The 13,991-nt window shown below is 73.0% G+C and carries 11 protein-coding genes; 8 read left to right on the forward strand and 3 right to left on the reverse strand.

What is annotated here, in order from left to right; genetic code table 11:
- Nucleotides 1-4: 4 nt before the first annotated feature.
- Together V6U86_RS25585 and V6U86_RS25590 are read right to left on the reverse strand one after the other, a co-directional pair.
- The gene (locus tag V6U86_RS25585) at nucleotides 5-871 is read right to left on the reverse strand and encodes an ABC transporter permease (protein ID WP_334507332.1); all 867 of its coding nucleotides are present in this window, start codon (nucleotides 869-871) and stop codon (nucleotides 5-7) included.
- A complete protein-coding gene (locus tag V6U86_RS25590) occupies nucleotides 871-3,735 on the reverse strand; it encodes an alpha/beta fold hydrolase (RefSeq protein WP_334507335.1) in 2,865 nt (954 codons plus the stop codon). The genes V6U86_RS25585 and V6U86_RS25590 overlap by 1 nt, the downstream gene beginning before the upstream one ends.
- A gap of 372 nt (nucleotides 3,736-4,107) precedes the next feature.
- Between V6U86_RS25590 and V6U86_RS25595 the strand changes: the two genes are divergently transcribed.
- The 8 genes from V6U86_RS25595 (at nucleotide 4,108) to V6U86_RS25630 (ending at nucleotide 13,388) form a co-directional block, all read left to right on the forward strand.
- Entirely contained in the window at nucleotides 4,108-5,286 is a 1,179-nt protein-coding gene (locus V6U86_RS25595; protein ID WP_334507337.1) for a hypothetical protein, read from the forward strand.
- Nucleotides 5,273-7,876: a sensor histidine kinase gene (locus V6U86_RS25600; protein ID WP_334507339.1), complete on the forward strand. Its 2,604-nt coding sequence runs from the start codon at nucleotides 5,273-5,275 to the stop codon at nucleotides 7,874-7,876. The genes V6U86_RS25595 and V6U86_RS25600 overlap by 14 nt, the downstream gene beginning before the upstream one ends.
- Complete coding sequence (locus V6U86_RS25605; RefSeq protein WP_334507342.1) at nucleotides 7,873-8,346, forward strand: roadblock/LC7 domain-containing protein; 474 nt, start codon at nucleotides 7,873-7,875, stop codon at nucleotides 8,344-8,346. The genes V6U86_RS25600 and V6U86_RS25605 overlap by 4 nt, the downstream gene beginning before the upstream one ends.
- The gene (locus tag V6U86_RS25610; protein WP_334507344.1) at nucleotides 8,343-8,825 is read left to right on the forward strand and encodes a DUF742 domain-containing protein; all 483 of its coding nucleotides are present in this window, start codon (nucleotides 8,343-8,345) and stop codon (nucleotides 8,823-8,825) included. Before V6U86_RS25605 ends, V6U86_RS25610 begins: the two co-directional genes overlap by 4 nt.
- Entirely contained in the window at nucleotides 8,803-9,561 is a 759-nt protein-coding gene (locus V6U86_RS25615) for a GTP-binding protein (RefSeq protein ID WP_334507346.1), read from the forward strand. Before V6U86_RS25610 ends, V6U86_RS25615 begins: the two co-directional genes overlap by 23 nt.
- Nucleotides 9,562-9,599: 38 nt before the next feature.
- Complete coding sequence (locus V6U86_RS25620; RefSeq protein ID WP_334507348.1) at nucleotides 9,600-10,112, forward strand: hypothetical protein; 513 nt, start codon at nucleotides 9,600-9,602, stop codon at nucleotides 10,110-10,112.
- 36 nt (nucleotides 10,113-10,148) lie between these two features.
- A complete protein-coding gene (locus tag V6U86_RS25625; RefSeq protein WP_334507350.1) occupies nucleotides 10,149-12,362 on the forward strand; it encodes an AAA family ATPase in 2,214 nt (737 codons plus the stop codon).
- 93 nt (nucleotides 12,363-12,455) lie between these two features.
- Nucleotides 12,456-13,388 (forward strand): SMP-30/gluconolactonase/LRE family protein, encoded by a 933-nt coding sequence (locus V6U86_RS25630; RefSeq protein ID WP_334507352.1) that lies wholly within the window; start codon nucleotides 12,456-12,458, stop codon nucleotides 13,386-13,388.
- 53 nt (nucleotides 13,389-13,441) lie between these two features.
- Here the strand turns inward: V6U86_RS25630 and V6U86_RS25635 are convergent, their stop codons facing one another.
- On the reverse strand, nucleotides 13,442-13,951 hold the full coding sequence (locus V6U86_RS25635; protein ID WP_334507353.1) for a GNAT family N-acetyltransferase: 510 nt from the start codon (nucleotides 13,949-13,951) through the stop codon (nucleotides 13,442-13,444).
- Nucleotides 13,952-13,991 lie beyond the last annotated feature (40 nt).

Here is a 13,991-nt window from a genome sequence, read left to right on the forward strand (position 1 = left end):
TCCGCTACGAGGTGATGTCCTTGCGGGTGAACCGCCAGAACGCCAACCCCCAGAACAGCGTCGCGTAGCTGATCGCCGAGATGCAGCCGCGCACCACGTCGTCGGTCTGCACCGGAGTCGAGAGCAGGCCCAGCCAGGCGGTGCTGAAGTGGGTGGGCAGGAAGTCGCGCAGCGCGCCCAGGGCGGTGATCTGGTCCAGGATGCTGGACAGGATCCAGAGCAGCACCGCGCCACCCACCGCGCCCAGCGCGGCGTCCGTGGTCACCGACAGCAGGAACGCCAAACCGGCCACCACCAGCAGGACGACCGCCAGGTAACCCAGCACGGCCAGCAACCGGAGCAACCCCTCGGTGGGTTCCAACTCGGCGGCGACCGTGCTGCGCAGCGGCGACCAGCCGTAGCGCAGGGTGCCGGCCAGCAACGCGGTGCCGGCCAACAGCAGCAGGGCCAGTCCCGAGTACGCGAGCGCGACCACCAGCTTCACCGTCAACAACCGCGCCCGGGGCACCGGGATCGCCAACAGATACCGCAGGCTGCCCCAGCTCGCCTCGCTGGCTACCGTGTCGCCGCAGAACAGCGCGACGACCACCACCAGCAGGAACGACGCCGAGACGAAGATCGAGAACAGGGTGAAGTTGAGCCCGCCCGAGGTGGCCAGCTCGACCAGGCTGGCGAACTCGTTGCGGCCGTTGTCGTCGTCGCCACCGGAATTGAACTGGAACGCGATCAGGATGATCAGCGGCAGCAACACCATGAACCCGAGCGCCAGCTGGGTCCGCCGGCGGGACGCCTGCCGACGGAACTCCGCCACGAACGGCATGGTGGCCGACGGCCGGTAGCCACGGGCCTCACCCGCGTCAGTAACAACCATCACCGGTCACCGCTTCCCCGAGAGTTCTCGCCCACCAGGGCGAGGAACGCGTCCTCCAGGCGCCGCCGAGGCACCACCCGATCCACTCCGATGCCGGCGCGCACCAACTCCGCCACCACCTCGCTGCGGGCCGTGCCGTTGGTGTCGACCACCAGTTGGCCGTCGCTCTCCGGCAACACGCGGACCCCGTGCAGCCGGTCCAGCACCGCCCGCGCCGCCACCGGGTCGGTGACATCGAAGAGCACGCTCGGCGACTCGCCCACGATCTCCTCCACCGGCCCGGACGCCACGATCCGGCCCTTGTTCACCACCACCGCGTGCGTGCACGTCTGCTCCACCTCGGCCAGCAGATGGCTGGAGACCAGCACCGCCCGGCCGTCCGTTGCGTACCGCTGGAGCACCCGGCGCATCTCGGCGATCTGCGGCGGGTCGAGCCCGTCGGTCGGCTCGTCCAACACCAGCAGTTCGGGGAGGCCGAGCATGGCCTGGGCGATGGCGAGACGCTGACGCATCCCGTGGCTGTAGTTCTTGATCTTCCGGTGCACGGAGTCACCCAGCCCGGCGATCTCCAGCGCCGCGTCGAACTGTGCGTCCTCCCACGGCCGCCCGGTGGCCCGCCAGTACTCCTTCAGGTTGTCCAGACCCGACAGGTGCGGCAGGAAGCCAGGCCCCTCCACCAGCGCCCCGATCCGGGACAGCACCGGCGAGCCGGGCACCAGCCGCCGACCGAAGACGTAGATCTCCCCGGCGGTCGGCTGGGTCAGCCCCATCAGCACCCGCAAAGTGGTGGTCTTGCCGGCGCCGTTCGGCCCGAGCAGACCCACGACCTGACCCGGGTGCACCTCGAAGTCCACGTTCGACACGGCGACGAAGCCGTCCGCGTACTCCTTGCGCAGTGCGCGCACGGCCAGCGGGGTGTCCGCGTACTCCGGATGCACCGACCGGTCCTGGCGGCGGTGCCGGCGGCGGACCAGGGCGACGACCACGACGAGCCCGATCACGATGGCGGCGAGCAGACCGGCGAGCACCCAGCGCCAGATCGTGGCCGCGGTGGGGATCGGCTCGCCGTCGACAGTGGGCAGGCTGACCGCGCCGTCCGCGGCCACCGTGTAGACGGTCGGCTCGGCGGGCGTGGTGTACGCCTGGTCGGAGGTGGCGACCACCAGCCGCAGCCGGTGTCCGGCCTCCACCCGGCGGACGATCCCGGGCAGCGTCACGGTGACCGGGCGGGCGTCCTGCACCTGCTGCGGCAGACCGGTGAGCCGGATCGGGGCGACCAGGCCGTTCGGCAGGGTGGCCGCGCCGTCCTTGTCGACGTCGTAGAGCTTGACGAAGAGCACCGCCTCGCCGGTGGGCGACGCGGCCCGCAGCGTGACGGTGGGTGCCCCGGCCACGTCGACCGCCTCGGTCAGCGGGGTGGACTCGAACTGGGCGTGCTGGCCGGGCACGTCGCCGGCCACGCCGTCCAGCAGCGAGGCGAGTCCGCCCGCGAACGGGATCGAGGAGATGGCGGCCGGGTTGCCGTTCGGCGGGTTCGCGATCGGCTGCGCCGGGCCGGTGACGGTCACCTCCCGGCGGGCGTTGCCGGTCAGGCCCGGGTAGTCGGCGCGGCGGAAACCGGTGGCGACGAGACCCCGGTCGAGCGCGTCGAAACCGGCGATCCGTGACCAGGTGAAGTCCTCGCCGGGCGCGTCGCCCTCGCCCTTGACGTAGTGGTCGAGCCACTGGACGGTCAGGAACTTCACCCGGTCGGAGTCCGAACGGGGTCCACTGCCGCCGTCGTGCCCACCGGTGAACCAGGCGACCCGTACCGGGGTGCCGGTGGCGGCGATACCGCGGGCGTTCGCGTCCGCCTCACCGAGCGGGAAGAGGGTGTCCGCCTCGCCCTGCACCAGCAGGGTGGGCGCCTTGATCCGATCCAGCACACCCGCCGGGCTGGAGCGGCGCAGCAGGTCCACGGCGGCCTGATCGGCGCGTCCGGTGGTGGCGATCCGGAGGTACGCGGCGCACACGTCTGCGGCGAAGCGGCCGCAGGACGGGTCGGCGGCACCGGTCGGGGCGCCACCGGGGCCGGTGCCCGGCCCGGCACCCGGCCCGGGGCTGGGCGGGCCGGCCGACGCCGGTGCGCCCTGCGGCTGGGCCGCCGTCGCGCCGGAGAGCCCGGCCGGGCCGGAGCCCACGTTGCCGCCCCCGCCGAAGAACAGGCCGGCCCAGCCCTTCTTGAACACGCCCTCGGTCGGCGCTGCGCCGGTGCTCTCCGGCAGGAACGCCCGAGACAGGTCGTTCCAGGTGATCATGGGGACGATCGCGTCGACCCGACGGTCCTGGGCGGCCAGCAGCAACGCCAACCCACCGCCGTACGAGCCGCCGACCACACCGACCTTCGGATCGCCGGCCGCGTCGGTGCGCACCTCCGGCCGGGCGGCCAGCCAGTCCAGCAGCCGCTCAGCGTCGCGCACCTCGTAGTCCGGGTTGTCCAGGTGGATCTCACCACCGCTGCGGCCGAAACCCCGGGCGGTCCAGGTGAGCACCGCGTAGCCGCGCCCGGCGAACTCCTCCGCGTCGGAACGCACCGACTCCTTCGTGCCGCCGAACCCGTGCGCCAACAGCACCGCCGGCACCTTCCGACCGGACGAGGCGTCGTCCGGCAGGTAGAGGGTGGTGTCCAGGTTCACCGGCTGGTCGCCGGACGGTCCGGAGCGGACGGTGAGCATCGCGCTCTCGGTGCGTACGCCCGGTCCCTGCGGCCACACCGCCCAGGTCACGGCGGCGGCCAACAGCACGACGACCACCACGGCGGCGGTCGCGCGGCGACGGGTGGGCAGGGCACGCCGGAACCACGCGGCCGGCGACGGCGATGTCATGCGGCACACGGTACGGCCCGCAGCCTGAGCGTTGGCTGAGATCCGCCGTACGTCCGTCCGGTTGCCCCGATCGGTGCGGAGTGGGGTGCGAGCGCGCAACGTCCGACGCGGCACAGCGAGTTGACTTCGGATCCCGTGAATTCCGATCTTCCGCGGATATCCACATCGATCCCTCCATGTCACGCCCACAGCCGACACGGAGCGTGCCGGCAACGAGGACAAATGGTGACATGACTCGAACTGACGTAAACCTGACTCGTTCAGTGAGGTCTGACCAGTCCGGGGTTCGATTAGTTTTCCGGTCCGGTGGACGGGACTTGTCGGCTAGCCCGACGCCGCGCCGACCCGCGCCCCACGCCGGAGGAGACACACATGACAGTCCCCGCGCCGCGGGCCCGTCGACGGCCGTCCACGCTGGGCCGGCTGCTGCCCCTGCTGCTCATCGGAGCGCTGTTGGCACCGTTGGGCCTGCTCGTCACGTCGAACTGGCGGCAGATCACCGACGACCGCGACCTCGCCGCCCGGGAACGGCTCGGCGTCCAGTACCTCACCGCTCTGGCGGCGGTCACCGACGCCCTCGTGGAGGCCCAGTCCAACGCGGTCAACGGCCGCCCGGTGGCACGGGAGGCGTTGAACAAGGCGGTCGAGGAGACCGCCGCGGTGGACGCCCGCATCGGCGGGGAACTGCTCAGCCAGGAGCGCTGGGCCGGCGTACGGGCCAAGTTGGAGGCGCTGCGCGGTCGCAGCGTCGCCGACCCCGAGGCCGCCTACACCGCGTACACCGAAGTCGCCGACCTGCTGCTGGCCCTGCACCGAAAGGTCCGGGAAAGCTCCGGGCTGGTCCGCGACCCCGACTCCGACTCGTTCTTCCTCCAGGACAGCGCCGGCCAGGAACTGCCCGAGGCGGTGGTCGCCGCCGGCCGGCTCGCCGACCTCGGCACGCTGGTCTCCCGCCGCCCCGCCGCCGACCAGCCGCGCGGCCTGATGGAGCTGAGCGGCCTACGGGTTTCCGCCCTGGCGCCCGCCGCCGACCTCGTCGACAACCTGCGTTCGGCCGTGGACGGTTCGGAGAGCACCGACCTCGGCGCCAACGTGTTGACCCCGCTGGACACCTATCAGCGTTCGACGGAGGCGCTTGCCGCGTACTCCTTGCCGGGCAAGGACACCGGCGTGGTCAACCCGAGCCAGTTGAGTGCCGCCGCGGTCAACTCACACAACTCGGCCCGCCAACTTCAGCCGGTCATCCTCAGCGAACTGGACGCCCTGCTGGTCGAGCGCATCGACCGACTCAACCGGGACCGCTGGTCGACCGCCGGCGCGGGGGTCGTCGCCGCCCTGTTGCTGGGCTGGCTCGCCGCGTTGCTGGTCGCCGCCGCCCGCCGGGCCCGCCGTCGGGCCGCCCTGGCCGCGGCTCACGCGGAAGGCCCCGACACCCCGCCACACCGGGACCCGTGGCAACCGCCGGCCGACGAGCCACGGGCACTGCAACCGGTCGGCGCGACCGCTGATGCGGAGACCGCACCGTGGGGGGCGTTCGATGCTGCTCGGTAGGCTCCGGATCCGCGGCAAGCTCGCCCTGCTCGTGGTGATCCCGCTGCTCAGCATGGTCGGCTTGGCCGTGCCGGTGATGCTCGACCGGGTCGCCGCGGCACAGCGGGCCGCCGACACCGCTGAGCGGGTCCGGCTGGCCAGCCGGGTCGGCAGCCTCGTCCAGGATCTCCAGCAGGAACGCGTCCTCTCCGTCGGCTTCCTGCTCGGCCGGGTCGAACGCGGTGAGCTGGTCCGTAAGTCCGCCGACGTGGACGACCGGGTGGCCGACCTCCGGGCGGCGCGCAGCGACGCGCTGACCGACGAGGTCGACCGCGCCCTCGACGGCGTGTCCAGTCTCATCGACCTGCGGACGGCCGTCCTGACCCGAGCCGCCAACCCCGGTCAGGTGATGGACGCGTTCGGCCCGGTCAACAAGGGGATCATCGAATCACTGCGGCTGCCGTTCAGCGTGGACACCAACACGTTGCCTGGCCGGCAGGTGCTCGCCCTCGACGGGTTGCTCCGCGCTGACGAGGGCCTCGGCGCCTGCGCCACCCTGAGCCTGCTGGTCAAGGCGATCGGCACCCCGGACACCACAGCCGGGTACGTGGCGTGCATCGCCGCGCTCCAGGTCGACAACTCGCGCTTCCGCAGCCTGATCACGCCCGAGCAGCTCACGGTGGCTCAGCTCAACGAGGCGGCGGTGGCCGCGCGTACCAGCCCCGACTTCCTGGTAACCAGCGCCCGGGATCCGGCCGGCGCGGTCCGCGACGTGCCGCTGGAGGCGCTCTTCCCGGCCGTCCGCACGATGATCCGGCTCGGCCAGTTCGTGGAAAAGAAGCTGGTCGCCGACGTGCTCGCCGAGGTAACTGCCGAGCAGCGGCGGGCGCTGACCGCCGCGTACCTGGTCGGTGCCTTGGCGGCGTTGATCCTGACGCTGGTGGTGCTGCTCAGCGTGGCGGTGGCGCGGACGGTGGCCCGACCGCTGACCCGGCTCACCCGCTCGGCCGACCGGGTCGCCCGGGTCGCCGAGGCGGAACTGGTCCGGGTCACCGACGACGAGACGGAGAGACCCCAGGCGGTCCGGTTGGAGCCGGTGGACATCCGCGCCAACGACGAGATCGGCGACCTGGCGCGGGCCTTCGACCGGGTGCAGAACACTGCGGCGCAGTTGGTCGAGCGGCAGGTCGCCGGCCGACGCAACGTGGCGCAGATGTTCGGCCACGTCGGGCGGCGTACCCAGAATCTGGTGGGTCGGCAGATCGCACTGATCGACCGGCTGGAGCAGCAGGAGGCCGACCCCGGCCGCCTGGAGCACCTGTACCGACTCGACCACATCTCCAGCCGGTTGCGGCGCAACGCCGGCAGCCTCGTGGTGCTCTCCGGCTCGGCCGGGGCCGACGCGCACACCGCGCCGGTGCCGCTGGCCGACGTGGTCCGGTTGGCGCTCGGCGAGATCGAGGACTACACGCGGGTGGAGGTGCAGGTGCCGGCGGGCGTCTCGGCCGCCCCGGCGGTGGTCGGTGACCTCGTCCTGGCGCTGGCCGAGCTGATGGAGAACGCCACGGTCTTCTCCCCGCCGCAGACCCGGGTGCTGGTGACCGCCGAGACGTCCGGCCTCGGTGCGCGGCTCACGGTGGTGGACCACGGCATCGGCATGAGCGAGCAACGGCTGGCCGAGGAGAACGCCCGGTTCACCCGCCGGGAACGGCTCGACCTGGCCCCGACCGAGGTGCTCGGCCTCTTCGTGGTGGGCCGGTTGGCCCGTCGGCACGGCTGGCAGGTTGCCCTGGCCGCCACCGGCGGCGGTGGGGTGACCGCACAGCTGGAGATCCCGTCGGCGTCGCTGGTGCTGCGCCGCGCCGACCGCGCCGGCGTCACCGTGGCCCGCGCCGCGGTGCCGGATCGGCGTACCACTGCGACCCTCGACGCCGAGCACGAGGCGCGGCCCCGCGCGACGGCCGTCGCCGTGCCGGCACGCTTCGACTCGGACCTGCTCAGCCGGGCCACCCGCAGCCTGGACGCCGGCCCGTCCTGGAACGCGTTCGGCCGGGGTCAGCCGGAGGAGACCGTTCCCGAACCCCAGAGCGCGCAACCGGCGGGCACGCCAGCTGGGCCACGGGTGCGGCAGCGCGTGCCCGGGGCCAGTCTGCACGCCACCGCCGCGACGACCCGGCCGGTGGACGCCACCAGCGCGGACCCCGCTGCCGCCCGCGCGCTGGTCGAGGCCTTCCAAGCCGGGGTACGCCGCGCCGAGTCGCAGGTGGCACCGGGCGCCGACAGTGCGTCGGCGCGGACGACCAGCGACCCGTCGGCCCGGGTTGCGGCAGGGCTGGGCACGACCGTCGACCTGCCCAGCACACCGGGTGGCGCCGGCCCCACGGTGCCGCGCGGTGGCGGCTCGACCGATGCGGCACCGCAGCGGCCCCGGTTGAGCCGACGGGTACCGGGGGAGAACCTCACCGCCGTCCCGGCCTGCCAACCGCCCACTACCCACCTCGGTGACCCGGCCGAGGTCCGCGACCTCATCAGCGAGTTCGAGGCGGGCGTCGCCCGCGCTCTCCGCGAAGTCAGCCCCGACCACCGGAACGAAGAAGGATCATCACGGTGACCAGCCCCTTCCTGCACGAAAACGTCGACCAGACTCAGCCCGGCGCCAATGGGGACCTCAGCCCGGAGGCCCGTACGTTCAACTGGCTGCTGGACTCCTTCACGTCCAGCACCGCCGGGGTCCTGGAGGCGATCGCGGTCTCCTCGGACGGTCTGCTGATGGCCATGTCGGCGATCAAGGACCGGTCCAACGCGGAGCGGTTGGCCGCCGTCGTGTCCGGGATGACCAGCCTCGCCGGTGGGGCCGCCAGTTGGTACGCGCTCGGCGGCTTGAACCGGGTGATCGTCGACATGGCCGACGGTTACCTGCTGATCAGCGCGATCAGCAGCGGTTCCGTGCTCGGGGTGGTCGCCGACCGGTCGGCGAACCTGGGCACCGTCGCGTACGAGATGACGCTCTTCGCCGGGCGGGCCGGTGGCGCCCTGACCCCGCGACTGATCGTCGAGTTGAAGAACGCCGTTCAGCAGTGACCCCCGACGTCGCCGGCGACGATCCGGATTCGGAACCCAGAGTTCGGATCCGCCCGTACCTGCGCACGTCACAATCGTTCGGGGACGGCGCGGCGGCGACACCGGTGCTGCCGGAGCCGGCCGAGGAGCAGCCGTCCGGTCCTCGTCCGTTCGTGCTCACCGCCGGGCGGGTGGCGGGCGCCGACCCGGCGATCGGGCTGGAGACCCAGGTGACCGTCCGCATGGACGGCGCCGGGTGGGTCGGCCCGCCCGGCGCCCTGCTGGCACCGGAACTTCAGACGATCATCGCGCTCTGCGTCGAGCCAATCTCGGTGGCCGAGATCTCGGCCCGCGCCCGACTGCACTTCGGCGTGGTCCGGGTCCTGGTCGGCGACCTACGCGCCGCCGGGCACCTGGACGTGCACGTCACCGACACCGACGACGCTGTCGACCCCGATCTCATCCTGCGAGTGATTGATGGACTCCGTGCGATCTCCTGAATGGCCGGCCGCCCCGCTCGGCGGGGTCGCCGCGAACAGCGCCGCCGCCCGTTACGGCATGTCTGCGGGCACCGGGCCGATAGTCGGCCGGGCCGGGCCACCGGCGTCCGCACCGCCGCCGTACCGGCCCTCCTCCGCAACGGGGTCGGTGCCGCCTCCGGTCGGTAAGCCGGCCGCACCGCCGATCCCGGTCAAGATCCTGGTGGCCGGTGGGTTCGGGGTGGGCAAGACCACCACCGTGGGGGCGATCTCCGAGATCGCGCCCCTGACCACCGAGGCCGAGATGACCAGCGCCGGGATCGGCGTGGACGACCCGGGTGCCCGGTCCGCCAAGACCACCACCACGGTGGCGATGGATTTCGGCTGCGTGACGATCGACCGGAGCCTGAAGCTCTACCTGTTCGGCACGCCGGGGCAGACCCGGTTCGGCTTCATGTGGGACGACCTGGCCCGGGGAGCGCTCGGCGCACTGGTGGTGGTGGACAGTTCCCGGCTGGACGACTGTTTCCCGGCCATCGACTTCTTCGAACGGGCCGGGCTGCCGTTCGTCGTCGGGGTCAACGCCTTCGACGGGCGACTGGCCCTGGAGCTCGGCGAGATCCGTTGGGCGCTGGCCATCGGCGATCATGTACCCCTGGTGCAGTTCGATGCCCGCGACCGGCTGTCGGTGCGGGACGCCCTACTGGTCGTCCTGGACCGCGCGCTGGACCGCGCTACCCGGGACAGGAAGGCCTGAGCCAGCCAGCTCCGGCCGTGGCGGGAAGAGGTGATCTGGTGAGGGGCGACCTGGACGAGACGCTGGCCCGGCTGGCCCGACGTGAGGAGGCGTCGCGCCGTCGGGCCGCCGACCGTGACGACACCACCGCACCGTCGAGCCCGCCCGGCCTCGGCGGCGACACCCGCAACACCCGGTCGGGTCGGCACGACCCGCGGCACGCGGGGGTGGAGGCCCCGAGCGAGGTGGCCGGATGGGGACCCGTCGAGGAGGTGGCCGAGGCGGTCCGCCAGGTCGTCGGGGCGTACCCCGGGCTGGCGGTGACCGTGCAGGTGGAGCACGCCGGGCGGGCGTACCCGATGCGGGTCGCCTGGGACGGGCCCGCGGTCACGGTCGGACCGGTGCCTCCGCCGACCCCGGTGGACCCCCCGCCGGCCTGGCCGCTCTCCGGCCGGACGGTGCCGGCCTGGGCTCCCGGCCCGGACGGGCTGACCCCGGACCCGGCGGCCCGGTTGGCCGAGTTGATCCGACGCGACCCGACGCTCCTGGACGAACTGGATCCGCGGCGCTGACCGGCGGGGCTGGCCGCTGACGGCTACGGTCGGGCAGTGGCGCAACCCGACCTGACCCTGACGGCGAGCCTGCGGCCGGCGGCGCTGGACGCCCGACGGGGCATCGTGCGCCTGCACCCGGAGGCGCTGACCGCGCTGGGGCTACGCCCCGGCGACCCGGTACGCCTTGCCGGTCGCCGGGAGACGGCCGGGATCGCGGTGGCTGCCGGGCCGGGCGCGAGCAGCGCTCTGCTGTACGCCGACGACCTGACGTTGGGCAACCTGGGTCTGCGCGACGGTGGTCAGGTGCGGGTGACTCCGGTGCCGTTGGTTCCGGCGAGCCGGGTCGTCCTGGCCGGACCGGTGGAGGTCGTCGCGGCGGTCAGCCCGGAGATGCTCCGGCTCGCCCTGCTGGGCAAGGTGCTCACCGCCGGGGATGACGTGTCGCTGCTGCCGCAGGACGTGCTGCCGGACGCCTCGGTCCGCAGCCTGGTCGAGGCGGCGCGGCGCAGCCTCGCCAACACCGTCGGTTTCGCCTGGACCAGCACGCTGCTCACCGTGGTCACGGTCGAGCCGGCGGCCGGCGCGCTGGTCACCATGGGCACGGTGATCGGTTGGCAGCACGGCGCGACCACCCACGCCGGGCCGGCCCCGGTCGACACCGCGCCGGCCCGGCCGGGTGCGAGCACCGACGCCGTGCCGGCGGAGGACGCACCAGACGTGGACGAGTTGCCGGGGCTGCGGGCCCAGGCCGAGGAGCTGACCGAACTGCTGGATCTCGGCTTCCACCACCGGGAGGTGTTGGGCCGGCTCGGCACCACCATCTCGCTGGGGGTGTTGCTGGTCGGCCCGGCGGGTTCCGGTAAGTCGGCGCTGGTGCGGGCGGTGGCCGCCCGGGTTGGTGCCCGCGTCCACCCACTCTGGGCGCCGGAGGTGGCGGCGCTGGCCGGTCAGGCCGCCGCCGAGCGGTTGCGCGGCGCGGCGACGGCGGCCCGCGCCGGCGGGCCGGCGGTGCTGCTGGTCACCGACGTCGAGGCGCTCGCACCCGCGGACGATCCCGGCCCGGTGGCGACGGTGTTCCGTCAGGTGCTCGTGGAGAGCATTCGCGCCGGCATCGCCGTGGTCTGCACCACCAGCCGGCCGGAGGCGGTCGACCCCGCACTGCGCGCACCCGACCTGCTGTCGCTGCGGATCAGCATCCCACTCCCGGATCAGGCGCTGCGCCGCGAACAGCTCACCGTGCTGACCCGGCAGGTGCCGTTGGCCGACGACGTCCGGCTGGACGACGTGGCCGCGCGCACCCCCGGGTTCGTCGCGGCGGACCTGGCCGCACTGGTCCGGGAGGCCGGGGTACGCGCGGCGCTGCGGCAGAAGTCCGCCGAGACGCCGACGGTGTCGATGGCCGATTTCACCGCCGCCCGGGAGGTGGTCCGGCCCACCACGATGGCGGCGTCCACCCTGGATCTGGCGTCGGTGACCCTGGACGACGTGGGAGGGCTGGACGAGGTCAAGCAGAGGTTGACCGAGTCGGTGCTGTGGCCGCTGACCTACCCGGACACCTTCGCCCGGCTCGGGGTGCAGCCGCCACGCGGAGTGCTGCTGTACGGGCCGCCGGGCTGCGGCAAGACGTACCTGGTCACCGCGCTGGCCGGCTCGGGGCGGGCCAACGTGCTGTCGGTCAAGGGCGCCGAACTGCTCTCCAAGTGGGTCGGTGAGAGCGAACGCGCGGTCCGCGAGCTGTTCCGTCGGGCCCGGGAGGCGGCCCCCACCCTGATCTTCCTGGACGAGGTGGACGCGCTCGCACCGGTGCGCGGCCAGGCCACCGACGGTGGCACCACGGACCGGGTGATGGCCGCCCTGCTCACCGAGCTGGACGGGGTGGAGACACTGCGCAACGTGGTGGTGGTCGGCGCGACGAACCGGCCGGACCTGGTCGACCCGGCGCTGCTGCGGCCGGGCCGGTTGGAACGGCTGGTCTACGTGCCACCGCCGGACGGGCCCGCCCGAGCGGAGATCCTGCGGGCGGCGTCCCGGCAGGTGCCGTTGGCACCGGAGGTCGACCTGGCCGCCCTCGGTGACGAGCTGACCGGCTTCTCCGCCGCGGACTGCGCGGCGCTGATCCGCGAGGCGGCGTTGGCCGCGATGCGGGAGTCGCTCGCCGCCGCCACGGTCACCGCCGAGCACGTGTCGGCCGCCCGCGCCCGCGTACGCCCGTCGCTCGATCCGGCCCAGGTCGCCAGCCTGGCCGCGTACGCCGCCGGCAGGGAGTGACCAGACCAGTACAACCTTTCGTCGCGCCCAGGGCGTTCCTAAGACGTCACATTCCTCAGTGGAGTTATCCACTGCGACGTCAGGTGGTGTTCCTTGCGCAAGCTGCTCTCTCTTCTCATCGTCCCCCTCGTGGCGGCGGCGACCCTGGTCTCGGTCGGTGCACCGGCGGCGGCTCATCCGGCGAAGCCGTTCCCCGACAGGATCGCGCTGCCGAACGGGTTCACTCCGGAAGGACTGACGATCGGTCGTGGCACCACCGTCTTCGTGGGGTCCATTCTTGACGGTGCCGTGTGGCGGGGCGACTTACGCACCGGCCGCGGCTCGGTGCTGATCCCCGGCACACCCGGCACCGACAAGGCGGGCCTCAAGCTCGACCCGCAGGGCCGGCTCTGGACCGCCGACTTCTCCGGCGGGGGCGCGAGCGTGTACGACGCGAACACCGGCACCAGGCTGGCCCACTACCAGTTCACCGATGTTCCGGGCAGCTACGTCAACGACCTCGTGATCACCCAGCGAGCGGTCTACTTCACCGACTCCGCGCGGCAGGTGCTGTATGTGGTGCCCCTGGGCCCGGGTGGTCGCCTTCCGGCCCCCACCGCCTTCCGGGTGCTGCAGCTCAGCGGTCCGGCGGCCACTCCGGACGTCTACCACAACGGGATCGTGGCACTGCCGGACGGTGACCTGCTGGTCGCGCAGATGCTGACCGGTCAGCTCGTACGCGTCGACCCGCGTACCGGCGGCAGCCGCCTCGTCGACCTCGGGGGCTACTCGGTGGAACGGGCCGACGGGCTGGTGCTGCGCGGACGCACCCTCTACGTGATCCGGAACCTGACCAACGTCGTCGCGGTGGTCCGGATGAACGCCGGGTACACCGCCGGAGTGGTGCAGCGGGAGATCACCGGCCCGCAGCTGCGGTCGCCGGCCACCGGCGACCTGCTCGGCTCGGCGTTGTACGTGGTGAACGGCCGGTTCGACGTGGAGTCGACGCCGAGCACCGACTACGACATCGTCCGGCTGCCGGCCTGACCCCGGGCGGTCGGCGGCGGCCCCTGCGGTCGCCGCCGGCCCCACCTGGCACCTCAGAAGGCGGGAGGCGTCGAATCGAGGCAGATCTCGGCGCGTACCTTGCCGTCGTCCTCGCGCAGTTTCGCGCCGCACTTCTGCAGCACCGAAACCGCGCCGATGTTGTCAGGGGTCGTCTCGGCGACCACCGCCCGCATACCGGCCCGAGCCGCGGCGTTCAGCAACTCCCGCAGGGCGGCCGCGCCGATTCCCTGCCCGCGCGCCGAGCGGCCGAGCCACATCCCGGTCTCCACCGTGCCGGGCTCATCACAGCGCGTCATCCGGACCATGCCCAGCACCTCGCCACCGACGAGGATGGCGTACATCTGCGAACGGGTCGGACCGTCCAGCCCGCCGAAACTCGCCCGGTGGAATTCGCGGAACGCCTCGCGGCGGGCGAGCGACCAGCCGGCGGGCGCTTCGACCGGGGGCATGACGTCACCGGGTTCCGCCTCCGCAGCCGCTACGGAGAGCAACGGCTCCAGGTTCCGTTCGTCCACCGGCTCCAGCCGGACAGCACCCGCCACGTGCCGCAGTCTGCCGCCCTCATCGGGCTAAGTCCACCCC

It is taken from the genome of Micromonospora sp. CPCC 205558 (genome assembly GCF_036902955.1).
Taxonomy (GTDB): Bacteria; Actinomycetota; Actinomycetes; order Mycobacteriales; family Micromonosporaceae; genus Micromonospora.